The organism is Nonomuraea sp. CA-218870 (genome assembly GCF_050936535.1).
In the GTDB taxonomy this organism is placed as follows: domain Bacteria; phylum Actinomycetota; class Actinomycetes; order Streptosporangiales; family Streptosporangiaceae; genus Nonomuraea; species Nonomuraea corallina.
Window position 1 is genome coordinate 2,629,916 of record NZ_JBNJMN010000001.1, and the last position, 16,708, is coordinate 2,646,623.

20 protein-coding genes and 1 pseudogene are annotated in these 16,708 nt (G+C 72.8%); 18 read left to right on the plus strand and 3 right to left on the minus strand.

Features of this window, described 5'->3' with window-relative positions; genetic code table 11:
* Positions 1-26: 26 nt before the first annotated feature.
* The 8 genes from ACQEUU_RS12870 (at position 27) to era (ending at position 5,924) form a co-directional block, all read left to right on the plus strand.
* A complete protein-coding gene (locus ACQEUU_RS12870) occupies positions 27-371 on the plus strand; it encodes a histidine triad nucleotide-binding protein (protein ID WP_270155496.1) in 345 nt (114 codons plus the stop codon).
* 92 nt (positions 372-463) lie between these two features.
* Positions 464-1,495: a PhoH family protein gene (locus ACQEUU_RS12875; RefSeq protein WP_433064734.1), complete on the plus strand. Its 1,032-nt coding sequence runs from the start codon at positions 464-466 to the stop codon at positions 1,493-1,495.
* Positions 1,492-1,965, plus strand: coding sequence for an rRNA maturation RNase YbeY (gene ybeY, locus ACQEUU_RS12880; protein WP_270155499.1), 474 nt, complete (start codon positions 1,492-1,494; stop codon positions 1,963-1,965). The genes ACQEUU_RS12875 and ybeY overlap by 4 nt, the downstream gene beginning before the upstream one ends.
* Positions 1,938-3,257 carry a hemolysin family protein gene (locus ACQEUU_RS12885; RefSeq protein WP_433064738.1) on the plus strand — a complete coding sequence of 440 codons (1,320 nt, stop codon included), beginning with the start codon at positions 1,938-1,940 and terminating at the stop codon, positions 3,255-3,257. The genes ybeY and ACQEUU_RS12885 overlap by 28 nt, the downstream gene beginning before the upstream one ends.
* 310 nt (positions 3,258-3,567) lie before the next feature.
* On the plus strand, positions 3,568-4,188 hold the full coding sequence (locus ACQEUU_RS12890; RefSeq protein ID WP_433064741.1) for a hypothetical protein: 621 nt from the start codon (positions 3,568-3,570) through the stop codon (positions 4,186-4,188).
* 9 nt (positions 4,189-4,197) lie between these two features.
* Complete coding sequence (locus ACQEUU_RS12895; protein ID WP_433064744.1) at positions 4,198-4,518, plus strand: cytidine deaminase; 321 nt, start codon at positions 4,198-4,200, stop codon at positions 4,516-4,518.
* Positions 4,519-4,520: 2 nt separating this feature from the next.
* Complete coding sequence (locus ACQEUU_RS12900; RefSeq protein ID WP_433064747.1) at positions 4,521-4,997, plus strand: NUDIX domain-containing protein; 477 nt, start codon at positions 4,521-4,523, stop codon at positions 4,995-4,997.
* Positions 4,998-5,015: 18 nt separating this feature from the next.
* The gene (era, locus tag ACQEUU_RS12905; protein WP_433064750.1) at positions 5,016-5,924 is read left to right on the plus strand and encodes a GTPase Era; all 909 of its coding nucleotides are present in this window, start codon (positions 5,016-5,018) and stop codon (positions 5,922-5,924) included.
* On the opposite strand, the gene ACQEUU_RS12910 is transcribed toward era, so the two are convergent.
* The 3 genes and pseudogenes from ACQEUU_RS12910 to ACQEUU_RS12920 form a co-directional block, all read right to left on the minus strand.
* The gene (locus tag ACQEUU_RS12910; RefSeq protein WP_433064753.1) at positions 5,915-7,336 is read right to left on the minus strand and encodes an FAD-dependent oxidoreductase; all 1,422 of its coding nucleotides are present in this window, start codon (positions 7,334-7,336) and stop codon (positions 5,915-5,917) included. The two genes, era and ACQEUU_RS12910, sit on opposite strands and share 10 nt — an antisense overlap.
* Positions 7,337-7,354: 18 nt before the next feature.
* Positions 7,355-7,612, minus strand: coding sequence for a hypothetical protein (locus ACQEUU_RS12915; RefSeq protein WP_433064756.1), 258 nt, complete (start codon positions 7,610-7,612; stop codon positions 7,355-7,357).
* Positions 7,613-7,713: 101 nt separating this feature from the next.
* A pseudogene (locus ACQEUU_RS12920) lies at positions 7,714-7,893 on the minus strand (NADP-dependent oxidoreductase); the annotation flags it as partial.
* A 159-nt stretch (positions 7,894-8,052) separates the two neighbouring features.
* Here ACQEUU_RS12920 and ACQEUU_RS12925 point away from each other — a divergent pair.
* From ACQEUU_RS12925 to ACQEUU_RS12970, 10 genes are all read left to right on the plus strand, one after another.
* A complete protein-coding gene (locus ACQEUU_RS12925) occupies positions 8,053-8,769 on the plus strand; it encodes a FadR/GntR family transcriptional regulator (protein ID WP_433064758.1) in 717 nt (238 codons plus the stop codon).
* A gap of 99 nt (positions 8,770-8,868) precedes the next feature.
* Positions 8,869-9,390, plus strand: coding sequence for a MaoC family dehydratase (locus tag ACQEUU_RS12930; protein ID WP_433064761.1), 522 nt, complete (start codon positions 8,869-8,871; stop codon positions 9,388-9,390).
* On the plus strand, positions 9,391-10,425 hold the full coding sequence (locus ACQEUU_RS12935) for an LLM class flavin-dependent oxidoreductase (protein ID WP_433064763.1): 1,035 nt from the start codon (positions 9,391-9,393) through the stop codon (positions 10,423-10,425).
* On the plus strand, positions 10,422-11,702 hold the full coding sequence (locus ACQEUU_RS12940; RefSeq protein ID WP_433064766.1) for a CaiB/BaiF CoA transferase family protein: 1,281 nt from the start codon (positions 10,422-10,424) through the stop codon (positions 11,700-11,702). The genes ACQEUU_RS12935 and ACQEUU_RS12940 overlap by 4 nt, the downstream gene beginning before the upstream one ends.
* On the plus strand, positions 11,699-13,096 hold the full coding sequence (locus ACQEUU_RS12945; RefSeq protein WP_433064769.1) for an MmgE/PrpD family protein: 1,398 nt from the start codon (positions 11,699-11,701) through the stop codon (positions 13,094-13,096). The genes ACQEUU_RS12940 and ACQEUU_RS12945 overlap by 4 nt, the downstream gene beginning before the upstream one ends.
* The gene (locus ACQEUU_RS12950; protein WP_433064772.1) at positions 13,093-14,259 is read left to right on the plus strand and encodes a RidA family protein; all 1,167 of its coding nucleotides are present in this window, start codon (positions 13,093-13,095) and stop codon (positions 14,257-14,259) included. Before ACQEUU_RS12945 ends, ACQEUU_RS12950 begins: the two co-directional genes overlap by 4 nt.
* On the plus strand, positions 14,256-14,756 hold the full coding sequence (locus ACQEUU_RS12955) for a MaoC family dehydratase (RefSeq protein ID WP_433064775.1): 501 nt from the start codon (positions 14,256-14,258) through the stop codon (positions 14,754-14,756). The genes ACQEUU_RS12950 and ACQEUU_RS12955 overlap by 4 nt, the downstream gene beginning before the upstream one ends.
* Positions 14,753-15,178: a MaoC/PaaZ C-terminal domain-containing protein gene (locus ACQEUU_RS12960; RefSeq protein WP_433064778.1), complete on the plus strand. Its 426-nt coding sequence runs from the start codon at positions 14,753-14,755 to the stop codon at positions 15,176-15,178. Before ACQEUU_RS12955 ends, ACQEUU_RS12960 begins: the two co-directional genes overlap by 4 nt.
* Positions 15,175-16,320, plus strand: coding sequence for an acetyl-CoA acetyltransferase (locus tag ACQEUU_RS12965; RefSeq protein WP_433064781.1), 1,146 nt, complete (start codon positions 15,175-15,177; stop codon positions 16,318-16,320). The genes ACQEUU_RS12960 and ACQEUU_RS12965 overlap by 4 nt, the downstream gene beginning before the upstream one ends.
* Positions 16,317-16,706 carry a Zn-ribbon domain-containing OB-fold protein gene (locus ACQEUU_RS12970; RefSeq protein ID WP_433064784.1) on the plus strand — a complete coding sequence of 130 codons (390 nt, stop codon included), beginning with the start codon at positions 16,317-16,319 and terminating at the stop codon, positions 16,704-16,706. The genes ACQEUU_RS12965 and ACQEUU_RS12970 overlap by 4 nt, the downstream gene beginning before the upstream one ends.
* Positions 16,707-16,708 lie beyond the last annotated feature (2 nt).

A 16,708-nucleotide genomic window follows, 5' to 3' on the forward strand; every position in this document is an offset into this window, starting at 1 on the left:
GTCACCCCTATCGGTAAGGTGATCGGGTGACCGACTGCCTGTTCTGCAAGATCGTGGCCAAGGAGATCCCGGCCGAGGTCGTCCTCGAGACCGACAGAGCGCTCGCGTTCCGCGACATCAACCCGCAGGCGCCCACCCACGTGCTCGTCATCCCCAAGGAGCACCACGCCGACGCCGCCGCGCTGGCCGAGGCCGACCGGGGGCTGGCCGACGAGGTGCTCAAGGCCGCGCACGCGGTCGCCGTCCAGGAGGGCGCGGCCGAGGGCGGCTACCGGATCGTCTTCAACACCGGCGCGGGCGCGGGGCAGACCGTGTTCCACGTGCACGCGCACGTTCTGGGCGGTCGCGACCTGACGTGGCCGCCGGGCTGAAATTGCCGCGAGGAAACGCTCCGGCCCCGGATACGATGGGTAAAGAAGAACAGACATCGAGACCCGGAGGCATCAGGCCCGCTGGCCTGCCCATGTCCGAACTACACGAATCCCGACGCACGGCACCTCCATCGCGCACTCAAGCCAAGGTGCTGATTCCGGACGAATACCCGATGGTCAGCCTCCTGGGCTCCCGTGACGAGCTGCTCCGCGTCATCGAGGGCGCCTTCAAGGCCGACATCCACGTGCGCGGCAACGAGATCACCGTCACCGGCAGCCCCGACGAGAGCGGCACGGTCGTGCGGCTCTTCGAGGAGCTCGTCGAGGTGCTGCGCAGCGGGGGTGACCTCACCCCCGACGCCGTCGAGCGGAGCATCGCGATGCTCCGCATGACCTCCGAGCGGCCGGCCGAGGTGCTGTCGCTCGACATCCTGTCCTCGCGCGGGCGCACGATCCGCCCGAAGACGGCCAACCAGAAGCGCTACGTCGACGCCATCGACGAGCACACGGTCGTGTTCGGCATCGGCCCCGCCGGCACCGGCAAGACCTACCTGGCGATGGCCAAGGCGGTGCGGGCGCTGCAGGAGAAGCGGGTCAACCGGATCATCCTCACCCGCCCCGCGGTCGAGGCCGGCGAGCGGCTGGGCTTCCTGCCCGGCACGCTCTACGAGAAGATCGACCCCTACCTGCGGCCGCTGTACGACGCGCTGCACGACATGGTCGACCCCGACTCCATCCCCAAGCTCATGGCCGCGGGCACGATCGAGGTCGCCCCCCTCGCCTACATGCGCGGACGCACGCTCAACGACGCCTTCATCATCCTCGACGAGGCCCAGAACTCCTCGGCCGAGCAGATGAAGATGTTCCTGACCAGGCTCGGCTTCAACAGCAAGATCGTGGTGACCGGCGACGTCACGCAGGTCGACCTGCCGGCCGGCACGGTCAGCGGCCTGCGGGTGGTCCAGGAGATCCTGGACGGCATCGACGACATCCACTTCTCCAGGCTGACGAGCGCCGACGTGGTGCGTCACAAGCTGGTGAGCGAGATCGTCGACGCCTACGGCCGCTACGACGCGCTGCGGGAGCCTCCATCGATCCAGCAGCAACGGGGTAAGCGGCGATGAGCATCGAGATCAACAACGAGTCCGGGGTGGGCGTCGACGAGGAACGCCTCGTCGCGCTGTCCACCCACGTGCTGGCCGAGATGGGCATCAACCCGCTGGCCGAGCTGTCGCTCGTGGTCGTCGACGAGGACGTCATGGCGGAGCTGCACGAGAAGTGGATGGGTGAGCCGGGCCCGACCGACGTGCTCGCCTTCCCGATGGACGAGCTGCGGCCCGGCGGCGCGAGGGGCGAGTCCGAAGGGCCCGCCGACCCGGCGCTGCTGGGTGACGTGGTGCTCTGTCCGCAGGTCGCCGCCCGGCAGGCGGAGGAGGCCGGTCACAGCGCTCAGGACGAGATCGAGCTGCTGTGCACCCACGGCATCCTCCATCTGCTCGGTTACGATCACGCCGAGCCGGAGGAGCACAAGGAGATGTTCGGCCTGCAGGCGCGGTTGCTCGAAGCATGGCGGGAGGTGCGCAGCTCGCGGTGAACGCCTGGTTGCCGTTGGCCATCGTCCTCGTCGTGGTCGGTGGCCTGATCGCCAGCGTGGAGACGGCGCTGACGCGGATCTCGCGGGTGCGCGCAGAGGAGGCCGTGCGCGATGGCAAGCGCGGCGCCGAGCGGCTGCACGCCATCGTCACCGACGCCCCGCGTTACCTCAACCTGCTGCTGCTGCTCCGGCTGAGCTGTGAGCTGGTGGCGACGGTGATCGCGACGCTGCTGTTCATCGACCTGATGGACGACCAGGGCTGGGCCTACTTCGCGGCGGCGGCGGTGATGATCCTGGTGAGCTACGTGATCGTGGGCGTGATGCCGCGCACGCTCGGCCGCCAGCACGCCGAGCCGGTCGCGCTGGCCAGCGCGCCGATGGTGTACGGGCTGACGAAGATCTTCGGCCCGCTGCCCAAGCTGCTCATCCTGCTGGGCAACGCGCTCACGCCGGGCAAGGGGTTCCGCGACGGCCCGTTCACGTCGGAGGCCGAGCTGCGCGACCTCGTCGACCTGGCTGAGGAGCGCCGGGTGATCGAGCCCGACGAGCGGGAGATGATCCATTCGGTCTTCGAGCTGGGTGACACGCTGGTGCGCGAGGTGATGGTGCCGCGCACCGACATGGTCTACATCGAGCGCGGCAAGACGCTCAGGCAGGCGCTGTCGCTGGCGTTGCGCAGCGGTTTCTCGCGGGTCCCCGTGGTCGGCGAGAACGAGGACGACGTGATCGGCATCGCCTACCTGAAGGACATCACCAGACGGGTGCACGAGTCGGGCGGCGACAGCGATACGGAGACGGTCGAGTCGATCATGCGGCCGGCGACGTACGTGCCGGAGAGCAAGCCGATCGACGAGCTGCTGCGCGAGATGCAGGCCAGGCAGATCCACCTGGCGATCGTGATCGACGAGTACGGCGGCACCGCCGGTCTGGTCACCATCGAGGACGTCCTGGAGGAGATCGTCGGCGAGATCACCGACGAGTACGACCAGGAGGCTCCCCGGGTCGAGCCGATGCCCGACGGCGCGGTGCGGGTGACGGCGCGGATGCCGGTCGACGAGTTGGGCGAGCTGTTCGACACCGAGATCGAGGTCGACGACGTGGAGACCGTTGGCGGGCTGCTGGCGCACGCGCTCGGCCGGGTGCCGATCGCCGGCTCGCAGGCGGAGGTGGCCGGGCTGGAGCTGACCGCCGAGAGCCTGGCGGGGCGGCGCAACCGGATCAGCACGGTGGTGGTGCGCCGGGTCCGGGCCGGTCAGGACGAGGTCGTGACGGCGGCGACCGAGCAGGAGTGAGTCGCCCCGGGCCGCGGCAAGCCGCCGGCAAGTGAGTTGCAAGCGGGGTGCGCCAGCCTGTTTCCCGGCACCCGGTGCGGTGGGTGCCGAGAAGAGGGACGCGCCCGGCCGTCGCAGGGGTTCGGCGGCGGGGCGCTCCTGGGGGGACGACGACGGCCCGGCCTGCTAGCCGGTCGGACGTCGTTCGGCGTAAAGGGTGTTCTCGTCCGGATAACCGGGCGAGGGCACCCTTTTAGCGTTTGATCGTTTATTGGTAACTCCGGTGGATTGCCGTTTTCGCTGGTCGGGGAGGCTGGGCACGGGGGGAATCATGAAACGCGGAACGCGGATCATCGCCTGCGGGCTCCTTGCCGGTGCCCTGGCAGGCTGTGGAGGTGCCGAAGGGCTCGACACGGAGGCCCTGGCCCAGATGAAGGAGATCCTCAGCAAGGAGCCCCGGCTGCCCGACGGCTTCTCGCCGCGCTCGGAGCAGCCGTGGCGGGCGCCGTTCACGCCGGCCGACCGTAACTGCCGGGCCGTGCTGGACGCGGCCGCCGGCCGGGCGCCCGAGCGGGGCCTGACCGCCCAGGCCGCGGCGAGCTACCAGGGTGACGAACTGGGCGAGCAGGTCGGGGTGGGCCTGGCCCGCTACGACGGGGCGGCGGGGGAGCACATGAGCGCGCTGGCCGCCGCGCTCAGGGCCTGCCGGGAGGTGCGCGCCGGGGGCGGCACCCACCTGCGCACGGCGCTCGTCCCGGTGGCGGACGTGGCCGACGAGGCGGTGGCGGGCGAGCTGCGCGGCCGGCTGAACGGCTACCCGTACGCGCTGGACGTGGTGCTGGCCCGGTCGGGCGACATGCTGGTGTCGATGGTGCACACGAGCATGGCCGAGGTCGAGCCGCAGCGCACCCGCCAGCTCCTCGACGCGGTGATGCGGATGGCCAGCCCGTAACCTGTCCTCGTGACACTCGACCCGGAAGACAACAAGCTCATCACCCTGGCGCGGGCGTCGCGCGCCCGTAACGGTTCCGCGCAGGGCGCGGCCGTGCGCGACGAGACCGGCCGCACCTACGCGGCCACCGATGTCGCGCTGTCCGCGCTGCGGCTGTCGGCCGTGCAGGTGGCGGTGGCGACGGCGGTCTCCAGCGGCGCCCGCGCGCTGGAGGCGGTGGCGCTCGTCACCGCCGGCGACGGGCCGTCCCCGGACGACGGGGAGGTGGCGGCGGAGCTGGGCGTGCCGGCCATCCTGGTGGCCGGTCCCGACGGCGCGCTGCGGGGCTGACCATGCCGATGTCGCCCTACCTGGCCGGGGTGCGCGCCAAGCTGGGGCCAGACCTGCTGATGATGCCGTCGGTCTGCGGCTGCGTGTTCGACGACGAGGGCCGGCTGCTGGTGGCCCGCCACGGCGACGTCGGGCTGTGGGCGGCGCCGGGCGGGGCCCTCGACCCCGACGAGCGGCCGGAGGAGGCGGTGCGGCGCGAGCTGCGCGAGGAGCTCGGCATCGAGGTGCGGGTGCGTGGCCTGATCGGCGTCCACGGCGGGCCCGAGTTCCGAGTCCACTACCCGAACGGCCACGAGTGCGCCTACATGATCGCCGTGTACGGGTGCGTGATCGAGTCCGGCACGCCCACCCCCGACGGCGACGAGATCAGGGAGGCCCGCTGGGTCCGGGAGGACGAGCTGGACGGGCTGGCGATGACCCCGTGGTCGCCGCGGGTGCTGCCCGGCGTGTTCGCCTGGTGGCGTGCGCAGGTCTGCTGATAGGCGAGAATGCACAGTGTGACCTCGCCAGACAGCCATCGTGCCGGATTCGCCTGCTTCGTGGGGAGGCCGAACGTCGGCAAGTCCACGCTCATGAACGCCCTCGTCGGCACCAAAGTGGCGATCACCTCGTCCAAGCCGCAGACGACGAGGCGGGCGATCCGCGGCATCGTGCACCGGCCCGACGCCCAGCTCGTCATCGTCGACACCCCGGGCCTCCACCGGCCGCGCACGCTCCTCGGCGAGCGGCTCGACAGCCTTGTCCTGTCGACGCTGACCGAGGTCGACGTGATCGGGTTCTGCGTGCCCGCCAACGAGCCGATCGGCAAGGGCGACCGGTTCATCGCGGGCAAGCTGGCCGCGGTCAAGAAGACGCCGGTGATCGCCGTGGTCACCAAGTGCGACCTGGCGAGCAGGGAGCAGATCGCCGAGCAGCTGCTGGCGGTGTCGGAGATCGCGGAGTTCGCCGACGTGGTGCCGGTGTCGGCGCAGGCGGGCGACCAGCTCGACGTGCTGGCCGACGTGCTCGTGCGCCACCTGCCGGAGTCGCCGCCGCTCTACGAGGGCGGTCAGCTCACCGACGAGCCGGAGCAGGTGCTGGTCGGCGAGCTGATCAGGGAGGCGGCGCTGGAGGGCGTCCGCGACGAGCTGCCCCACTCGATCGCGGTCGTGGTCGACGAGATGCTGCCCAGGGAGGACCGCGACGACCTGCTCGACATCTACGCCCACCTGTTCGTCGAGCGGCCGTCGCAGAAGGCCATCGTCATCGGTCACAAGGGCGAGCGGCTGCGCGAGGTCGGCACGAAGGCCCGCCACCAGATCGAGGCGCTGCTGGGCACGCGCGTCTACCTCGACCTGCGCATCAGCGTGCTCAAGGACTGGCAGCGCGACCCCAAGCAGCTGCGCAGGCTCGGCTTCTACGACTGAGCCAGGCGGCGGCCCAGCAGCCGGCCGAAGGTGATGGCCGGGGTGACCAGCATGCCGGAGCAGAAGCTCTGCCCGCAGGTGGCGGCCGCCCCGATGACCTCGCCGACGGCGTACAGGCCCGCGATGGGCTCGCCGTCGGCGCGGCGCACCCGCAGGCTCTCGTCGACGTCCAGCCCGGCGAACGTCACCAGCGAGATGGCGTGGTTGCGGATCGCGTAGAAGGGCGGCGTGGCCAGGGGCAGCGGCAGGTGGACGCGGCCGAAGTCGGGGTCCGACCCGGCGGCGACGGCCGCGTTGTACCGGGCCGCGGTCGCGACCAGCCCGCCGGCGTCGATGCCGGTCTGCCCGGCCAGCTCCTCCAGCGTGGCGGCGGCGTGCACGCCCACGCGCACCCCCGCCTGGGCGCGCAGGTCCTCGGGCGTCCAGCCGACCACGAGCGGGCGGCCGGACCGGGTCGACTCCAGCATGGCGTCGTCGAACACGGTCCAGAACGTCATGTCCGGGATGCGGGTGAGCGCGCGTTCCTTGGTGTCGATGGACGGCTCGTCCTCGGCCACCCAGCGGTGGCCCGTCCTGTCCACGTAGATCTCGACGGGCGGGCGCTCGGCGGCGACGAGCAGCTGCCGGTCCGACCAGCTGGCCTTGCCCGGGGTGGTGGGGTGCGGCAGGCCGCCGAAGCTCGGCAGGAACGAGCCGGCGCCCTGGATGCCCGCGTCGAGCTCCCTGGCCAGCAGGATGCCGTCGCCGGTGGAGGTCGGGTGGGCGGCTGACACCAGCGGCGCGCCCTCCAGCTCCAGGAACAGCTCGGGCTCCGCGGCGAAGCCGCCGGTGGCCAGCACCACGTGGCGGGCGCGCACCCGTACGTCCTGGCCGTCGCGCAGGACCGTGACGCCGGTGACGCGGCCGCCGGCGGTCAGCAGTTCGATCACCGGCGCGTTCTTCCACAGGTCCAGGCGGCCGGTGGCGGTGGCGTCGGCGAGCACCCGCTCGTACACCTCCAGGATCGACGCCGCCTCGTCCACGCCGTAGTAGGTGCGGGCGGTCGTGTAGGGCTCGTGCCCGTAGATGATCCGCGGCGTCTCGGGCGCGAACCGGAAGCCGAGACCGTCGAGCCAGTCGACGGTCTCGGCGGCGTTCCGCACCACGGCGCTGGCGAGGTCCTCGCGGACGGTGCCGCCGCTGATGCGCAGGATGTCGGCCAGGTGCGCCTCGACGGAGTCGGCGATGCCGCGCTCGGCCTGCCGGCGCGTCCCCGCGGCGGCCATGTGCCCGCCGGAGATGTGCAGCGTGCCGCCGACGCGGTGGTCCTTCTCCACCAGCAGCACCCGGGCGCCGCCGTGCGCGGCCTCCGCCGCGCACGGGATGCCCGCGGTGCCGGCGCCCACCACCACGAGGTCGTAGTCGAGTTCCACCAGTGATCCTCCTGTGAGTCAGGCGCCGACCGGAACGTACCAGCGTTCGGGCTCGGCTCCGGGGACGCGGCGCTCCTCGATGACGGTGAGCCGGCTGAGCCTGCCGTCCTCGAAGTGCTGCCACAGGCGGGTGCGGTAGCCGGCGGTGGGCATCGACATCTCGACGATGCGCTCCTGCGGGCGGTCGTTCCAGCCGAACGTGAACACGATGGCCTGGTCGCCGGCCCGGCTGGTGGTGCCCCACATCTCGGCGTCGACGAACGGCCTCGTCCTCATCGTCGAACGGCATGATCGGGATGATCGGGCCGAACGTCTCCTCGCGCATCACCCGCATGGAGCGGTCGACGCCGGTCAGCACGGTGGGCCACCAGGTCGCCGGGGTGGATCGGCGGGTGGCCCAGGTCGCGGCCCGTCATGGCGCCGCGGACCCACGGGTCGAGCGACAGGTGGACGGCCCGCACCAGCGTCTCGCCGGGGCCCGGCGGCGTCACCGGCACGGTCTCCAGCCGGAAGTCCTCCTCCACGGGCACTCCCTCGGGGCGGCGGGCCAGGACGATCCCTGCGCAGGCTCGGCGGCGCCGCTCCGGGGGACGGGTCGTTGCTGGTCATGTCGGTGCTCCCTTCTCGCGGAGCATCAGGGTGGCATGATGAAACACCGTTTCGCTAGAGGGAACCTCAGGTCGAAACGATCACTCGCGCGGGTTACGCTGGACACCGTGCCGACCGATCGCGCCGCTGCTCCGGCGTACCAGGACCTGGCGAGCCGGCTGAGAGAGCAGATACTCGCCGGCCAGGTGAAGCCGGGAGACAGGCTCCCGGTGGAGCCGGAGTTGTGCGCCATGTACGGCGTGAGCCGCAGCACCGTGCGCGAGGCGCTGCGCGTCCTGTCGAGCGAGGGCCTGCTGGTCACCCGCAGGGGAGTGGCCGGGGGCAGCTTCGTGGTGCACCCCGATCCTGACCACATCAGGCGCTATCTGCTGTCGAGCTTCGCGCTGTTCACCGACTCCGGCTCGGTGGCCAACCTGCTGGAGGTCAGGGTCCTGCTGGAGGTGCCCGCCGCCGGGCTGGCGGCGGAGCGCCGGACCCCCGAGCAACTGGAGGCGCTGCGGCGCTCGCTGGCCGAGCCGCGCCGCGACCGGGGACGCGGGTTCCTCGCCAACCGGGGCTTCCACGAGCTGCTGCTCTCGGCGGCGGGCAATCCGCTGCTGACCGCCGTGACCGCTCCCGTGTTCGGTGTGCTGGAGGGCAGGTTCGCCCGCGACCGGGCGGCGCCCGAGTTCTTCGAGCGGGTCGAGGGCGACCATCGGGAGATCTTCGAGGCCGTCGAGTCCGGTGACCGTGAGGCCGCCGAACGGGCGCAGCGCGAGCATCTGGAGCACCTGCGGGAGACGTACACGCGCATCGACAGGGAGCGACGGGAAAGCGGCGACTAGACGAAACGTTGTTACGTTGAGTGGAACAACGCCTTGACCCTCGAATGGTCTGATGTTTAGGCTCTGGCTGTCGGCGTGAGACCTGAGCAAGGGAACGTCATGAGTGTCAAACCGGGCTGGCAGGGTCGGTTCTTCGAGGACTTCGAAGTCGGCGACGTGTATCAGCATCCACTCGGCAGGACCGTGTCCGAGGCGGACAACACCTGGTTCACGCTCCTGACGATGAACACCAACCAGATGCACTTCAACGCGCAGTACGCCGCGCGCTCGGAGTTCGGCAGGCCGCTGGTGGTCTCCACCTTCACGGTGGCCATCGCCGTCGGCCAGAGCGTCACCGACCTCACCCAGAACGCCTTCGCCAACCTGGGCTGGACCGACATCCGGATGACCCACCCGGTGTTCGCCGGCGACACGTTGTGGAGCGAGTCGATCGTGCTGGAGAAGCGCGGGTCGGGCAGCCGCCCGCACGCGGGCATCGTCACGGTGAAGACCAGGACGCTCAACCAGGACGGCAAGGAGGTCTGCTCGTTCAACCGGACCTTCTACGTGTACAAGCGCGGCGCCGAGCAGGTCGAGGGCCTGTTCCCCACCGCGGAACAGCCGCTCTCCCTGGAGGACTGAGTGCGCATCACCTACGGCCCGTGGGGCGAGACCCTGGCCGAGCAGGCCGCCGCCGCCCGCGCGGCCGAGGAGGCGGGCGCCGAGGTCGTCTGGGTGCCCGAGCTGCACCGCAGCGCGACCGTGTCAGCCGCCGCGCTCGCCCAGGCCACCACCGGCGCCCGGGTGGGCACCGCCATAGCGCTCGCCTTCACCCGCAGCCCGATGGTGACCGCGCTCGAGGCGCTGGACCTGGACGAGCTGTCCGGCGGCCGGTTCGTGCTCGGGCTCGGCAGCGGGGTCAAACGGCTCAACGAGGACTGGCACAACGCCCGCTGGGGCAAGCCGGTCGGCCACCTGCGCGAGACCGTCCGCTACCTGCGCCACTTCTGGGAACACTGCGGCACGGGCGAGCCCATGGTCCTGGAAGGCGAGCACGAGCCGATGCGGATCATCGGCTACCAGCGTCCCTTCCCGCCCCTCCGCACCCGGATCCCGATCTACCTGGCCGCGGTCGGCCCGGCCATGACCAGGCTCGCCGCCGAGGTCGGCGACGGCTGGATCTCCCACGAACTGTGCTCACCCGCCTACCTGGCCGACCGCATCCTGCCGGAGATCGAGGCCGGGCTGGGCAAGGCACCCGGCAAGCGGCGCGACGACCTCGACCTCGTCGTCTCCGCCGCCTGCTCGGTCGACGACGACCCGAAGGTGGCCCGCCGCCGCGCGGCCGGCCTGGTCGGCTTCTACGCCAGCGTGCGCAGCTACGCCGAGTTCTTCGCCTTCCACGACCTGGCCGCCGACCAGGAGGCCGTGGTCGAGGCCTTCCGCGGCGGGCGCGGCGCCGACCACCTCGGCGACGTGGTGACCGACCGCATGGTGGACGCGCTCACCCTGACCGGCACCCGCGACGAGGTGCGCGAACGGATCGCGGCCTACGAGGGCCTGGCCGACTCCGTCAAGCTGACCCCGCCGACCCACGGCCTGTCCGCGGCCGAGACCAGGGCCGCGCAGCAGGCCATCATCCACCTCATCGCCGACATCACGGGAGGGCGAGCGTGAGACCGCTGGAAGACGTCCGGATCATCGCCGTCGAGCAGTACGGCGCCGGCCCGTTCGGCAGCGTGCACCTGGCCGACCTGGGCGCCGAGGTCATCAAGATCGAGGACCCGAGGGCCGGCGGCGACGTCGGCCGCTACGTGCCCCCGTACGCCGAGGGCGAGGACTCGCTGTTCTTCGAGACCTTCAACCGCAACAAGCGCAGCCTGTCCCTGGACCTGTCCAGCACGCGGGGCCGCGCGGTCTTCGAGGACCTCGTCAAGGTCAGCGACGCCGTCTACAGCAACCTGCGCGGCGACGTACCGGCCAAGATCCGCATCACCTACGACGACCTCAAGCACCTGAACCCGGCCATCGTGTGCTGCTCCCTGACCGGCTTCGGCATGACCGGGCCGCGCAGCAAGGAGCCCGGCTACGACTACGTCCTGCAGGGCCTGGCCGGCTGGATGGACCTCACCGGCGACCCGGACGGGCCGCCGACCAAGTCCGGCCTGTCGCTGGTCGACTACTCCGGCGGCTTCGTGGCGGCCATCGCGCTGCTCGCCGGGCTGCACGCGGCCCGCAGGGACGGCGTCGGCATGGACTGCGACGTCAGCCTGTACGACACCGCGATCGGGCTGCTGACCTACCCGGCGGTCTGGCACCTCAACGCCGGGTTCGTCCCCGAGCGCACCCGCCACTCGGCGCACCCGTCGCTGGTGCCGTTCCAGGCGTTCCAGGCGGCCGACGGCTGGCTGGTGGTCGGCTGCGCCAAGGAGAAGTTCTGGCAGCGGCTCACCCAGGTCATCGGCCACCCCGAATGGGCCGACGACCCGCGCTTCGCCACCTTCGCCGACCGGCGCCGCAACCAGGACGTGCTGCTGCCCCTGCTGGAGGACCTCTTCCGGCGGCGCACGGTCGAGGAGTGGCTCGCGCCGCTGTACGCCGCCGCCATCCCGTGCGGCCCGATCAACGACGTCGCCGCCGTCATGCGGGAGGAGCACACCGCCGCCCGCGACCTGCTGGTGGAGACCGAGCACCCGCACTGGGGCACCGTCCGCCAGGTGGCCTCCCCGGTCCGCGTCGGCACGGAGCGGCCCGCCTACCGGCGCGCGCCGCGCCGCAACGAGGACTTCGGCCACGTCGTCCGCGACCTGCTCGGGTACGACGACGACCGGGTGCGCGAGCTGTCCGAGTCCGGCGCCTTCGGCCCGGTGGAGAGCCCGGCGGAGAGCCCGGTGGAGAGTCCGGCGGGGAGTCCGGCGGGGAGTCCGGCGGGGAGTCCGGGGGCGGTGCGGTGACCGTAGCGCGGACCCTCGCCGCCTGGGCTCTCGGGCCCGGCCCGGCGGACGCGCCCGAGGAGGTGCGCCGGGCCGCCTGCCGGCACCTGCTCGACGGGTTCGGCACCGCCGTCGCGGCGGGCCGCGCCGGAGCGGCGGCGCCCGCGGTGGCCGTCGCCCGGGGACTCGGCGGCCCGCCCGAGTCGTCGCTGCCCGGCACCGGCGCGCGCGGCTCGGCCGTGGCCGCCGCCCTGGCCACCGGCACGCTCGTGCACGCGCTCGACTTCGACGACACCCACGCGGGCGGGCTGGTGCACGCGACCGCCGCCGTGCTGCCCGCCGCGCTCGCCGTGGGCGAGCAGACCGGCGCGACCGGCGCGGAGGTGCTCGCCGCCGCCATCGCCGGCTACGAGACCGTGTGCCGGCTCGGCGCCGCCGCCCCGCACGCCTTCCACGCCCGGGGACTGCACGCCACCATGGCGTGCGGCGTGCTGGCCGCCGCCGTCGTGGCGGCCCGGCTGATGCGGCTCGGCCCCGGCACCGCCGTGGACGCGCTCGGCATCGCCGGGAGCCAGGCGGGCGGCCTGCTGGAGTTCCTGTCGACCGGGGCGTCCACCAAGCAGCTGCACCCCGGGCTGGCCTCGGCGTCGGGCATCCTGGCCGCCCGGCTCGCGGCGGCCGGGGCCAGCGGCCCCGACACCGTGATCGAGGGGCCGCACGGCCTGTACGCGGCCCTGGCCGGACGCCCCGCCGACACCGCCCGCATCACCGACGGCCTGAGCGCGACGTGGGAGACCACCCGCATCACGATCAAGCCGTACCCGGCCTGCCAGCTCATGCACGCCACCCTCGACGCCGCCGCCGAAGCGCTACGCGCAGCCGGAGAGAGCCGCACGGCGGCGCGGGGGGAGATCGCCGAGGTCGTCGCGTACGTGCATCCCGACAGCGCCGCCATCGTGTGCGAGCCCGCCGGCCGCAAGCTCGCCCCGCGCACCCCGTACGACGCGAAGTTCTCGCTGCCGTGGAGCGTGGCGGCGCTGCTGCTGGACGGCGAGGTCACGCTCGGCACGTACGCGCCCGCCTCGCTGCGCCGCCACGACGTCGCCGCCCTGGCCGCCCGCGTCCGCACCGAGGTCACCCCGTTCCCCGGCGTCGCCGCCGACGCGCCCGGCCACGTGCGGCTGCGGCCGGCCGGAGGGCGGGAGGTCGAGGGGCGGGTGACCAGGAGCGCCGGCGGCCCCGGCAACCCGCTGAGCGAGGCCGCGCTGGTGGCCAAGTTCACCGCGGGCGCGGGCGGGCCGTCGCCGGACGCGGACGAGCTGGCCCGCCGGATCCGCGCGCTGGCCGACGAGCCCGACCTGACCGCCATCGCCGCGCTCGCCGACCGGCTCGCGGCACCGGAGGAGAACGCATGACACTCAACGCCATCCGTCCCGCCCACTTCCCCTGGTTCGGCTATGAGGGGTACTCCTTCTCGCTCGGCCTCACGCACGGCGCCGACGCCTGGCTGTCCGGCCATTCCGCCAGCGAGCACGACCCGGAGAGCGGCCGCATGGTGGTCCGGGGCGGCATGACCGACCAGGCCAGGACCGCGTACCGGAAGATCGAGGCGATCCTGGAGGCGGCCGGGCTGACCTTCGCCGACGTCACCAAGATCACCGAGAACGTCACCGTCCACGGCCTCGACCACTACCCGGAGGCCGAGGCCGTCCGGCAGGAGATCTTCGGCGAGCACCGGCCCGCCGTCACCACGGTGATCGTCGAGCGGCTGCTCCGCCCGGCGGCGTTCATCGAGATCGAGGTGCACGCCGGCCCCGGCGGACCCAGGGCCGTCACCGGCGACGGCGTGGCCGAGACGGCCGACGGCGCCGTGTTCCTGCCGACCGTGCTGCCCGTCGACGAGCGCGGCGAGGTGGTGAGCGAGGGCGACCTGATCGGCCAGTACGCCTACTGCCTGGACAAGGCCGACCGGCTGCTGCGCGGCGCCGGGCTGTCCCTCGACGCCGCCGTGACCACGTACGACTACACCACCCCCGCCACCCGCGACGTCTACCGGCGCACCCACCGGGCGCGCAAGGAACGGCTCGGCGGCGCGGGCGTCTACCCCGGCGCGGGCGGCATCCTGATGAGCAGGCTGCACCGGCCGGGCGTGCTCGTCGCGCTCGACGTCACCGCCTCCCGCCACCCGCTGGAGGCCGTCAACCCCGGCTGGTCCCGCTACGACACCCTCACCTACACGCCCGGCGTCAAGGCCGGCGGCATGCTGTGGATGAGCGGCTTCGCCGCGCTCGACATGGAGACGCAGGAGGCGCTGCACCCGGGAGACGTGGTCGCCCAGGCCGAGGTCACCTACGACGCGATCGGGCAGGTCCTGGCCGCCGCCGGAGCCGGGCCGGAGCACCTGATCTCCACGATCGAGTTCGTCTGCCCGGACGGGCTGGCCGACTACCGGGGCGTGGCCGAGGTGCGCAAGCGGCTGCTGCGCGAGCCGTGGCCGGCCTCCACCGGCGCGCTCTGCGCCGGGCTGCTGCGGCCGGAGTTCCTGCTGGAGGTCTTCCCCGCGGCGGTGCTGCCGTGAGCCTGCTGACCGACGAGCTGCGCGCCAGGATCGGCACGGAAGTCTCCTACACCGCGCCGGAGGAGCTGGGCCGCGCCGCGATCCGCTACTTCGCCAGGGCGGTCGGCGACGACAACCCGCTCTACACCGACGACGCCTACGCCCGCGAGCACGGCTACCCCGGCGTCGTCGCGCCGCCGACGCTGATCTGCGAGACCAACCAGTACGCCGACGTGCCGCCCGACCCCGACGGGTACGCGGGCCACGACTGGCACCTCGACATCCCCGGCAGCAGGAAGGTGCGCGGCGGCAACACCTACACCTTCCACCGGCACGTCCGCCCCGACGACGTGATCACCGCCACCTGGCGGCTGGCCGGCGCCACCGAGCGCAGCACGTCCGGCGGGCAGGACATGCTCATCGTCTCCTCGGTCGCCACCTACACCAACCAGCACGGCGACCTGCTGTGCACCAACGAGGAGACCATCATCTACGTCGCGCGGAAGGAGGAACGGTGACAGCACCGCTGGTCACGCCCGGCGCGGAGGTGCCGCCGCTGGAACGGACCATCGACCTGCGCGCCATGGTCGCCTACGCCGGCGCCACCTGGGACTGGCACCGGCTCCACTACGACCCCGACTACCTGGCCTCGCGCGGGCTGCCCGCGCCGGTCGTGGACGGGCAGGTGTTCGGCGCGCTGCTGGCCGAGCAGCTGCAGGACTGGCTCGGGCCGGGCGCGTTCGTGCGCCGCCTGCATTTCCGGTTCAAGAACCTCGTCTTCGCCGGCGAGACCGTCCGCTGCGTCGGCCGGGTGAGCGCCGTCGAGGGCGACGTCGTACACGTCGAGCAGCGCGTGCTGGTCGTCGGCGGGGACCAGGCAGAGCGGGTGGCGGTCGAGCCGGCCGGGGCCGAGGTCGTGCTGCGCGGGGAGGCGCCATGACCGGCGTCGCCATCGCCGGCGCCGCCGAGAGCGACCTCGGCGTCACCGGCAGGTCCATCCTGGGGCTGCAGGCCCAGGCGGTCACCAGGGCGCTGGCCGACGCCGGGCTCACCCTCGCCGACGTCGACGGCGTGGCCACCACCGGGGTGTCCCGGTTCTCGGCCACCCAGCTCGCCGACTATCTCGGGCTGCGGCCGTCGTGGACCGACTCCACCTTCGCGGGCGGGTCGGCGTTCGAGATGTACGTGGCGCGCGCCGTCCAGGCCATCGAGGCGGGGCAGTGCTCGACCGTCGTGGTGTCGTTCGCGTCCAACCAGCGCTCGGCGCGCTCCAGGTCGCTCGGCGGCGTCGTGGAGACGCACACGCCGGAGGCGCAGTTCGAGACGCCTTACGGGCCGCTCTACCCGATCTCGTACTACGCCATGGCCGCCCAGCACTACCTGCACCGCTACGGCGGCACCCGCGAGCAGCTCGCCGAGGTCGCGGTCGCCGCCCGCGAGTGGGCGCTGCTCAACCCGGCCGCCTACCGCTACGGGGCCGGGCCGCTCACCGCCGCCGACGTGCTCGCCGCGCCCCTGGTGTCCACGCCGCTCACCTCCGCCGACTGCTGCCTGGTCACCGACGGCGGCGGCGCGATCGTGCTCACCTCGCTGGAGCGGGCCCGCGACCTGCGCAGGCCGCCGGTCCGCGTGCTCGGCTACGGCGAGCGCACCACGAACACGTCGATGACCACCGTCGACGACCTGACCGTGACCGGCGCCGTCGAGGCCGGCCGGGACGCGTTCGCCCGCGCCGGGCTCACCCCCGCCGACGTGGACGTGGCCGAGCTGTACGACTCGTTCACCATCACGGTCGTGCTCACGCTGGAGGCGCTCGGGTTCTGCGGCCGGGGCGAGGCGCTCGACTGGATCGCCGGCGGCCGCATCCGCCCCGGCGGCGGCTTCCCGCTCGACACCTCCGGCGGCGGCCTGTCCTACTGTCACCCCGGCCAGTACGGGGTGCTGCTGCTCGTCGAGGCTGCCCGCCAGCTGCGCGGCGAGTGCGGCGAACGGCAGGTGCCCGGCGCGGAGGTCGCGCTCGCCCACGGCACCGGCGGCATCCTGTCCACGCACGCGACCGTCCTGCTGGGGGTGGACCGGTGAACGTGCCCGAGCCCGACGAGGTCACGCTGCCCTGGTGGGAGGCCACCCGCGAGCGGCGGCTGCTGGTGCAGCGCTGCTCCTGCGGCCACGCCCAGCACCCGCCCCGGGCGCTCTGCACGGCCTGCGGCGCCACCGAGGGCCTGGGCTGGCTCGACGCCTCCGGCGAGGCCGCGGTCGACGCCTGCACCGTGGTCCACCGGGCGATGCCCGGCTTCACGCCCCCGTACGTCGTGGCCAGGGTGCGGCTCGCCGAAGGCGTGCTGCTGCTGTCCAACGTGGTCACCGGCGAGCCCGGCGCGGTCGGCGTCGGCGACCCGCTGCGGCTGGACTGGCGCCCGCTGCCTGACGGCCGCGCCCTGCCCGTGTTCGTCCCGATCGAGAGGTAGTT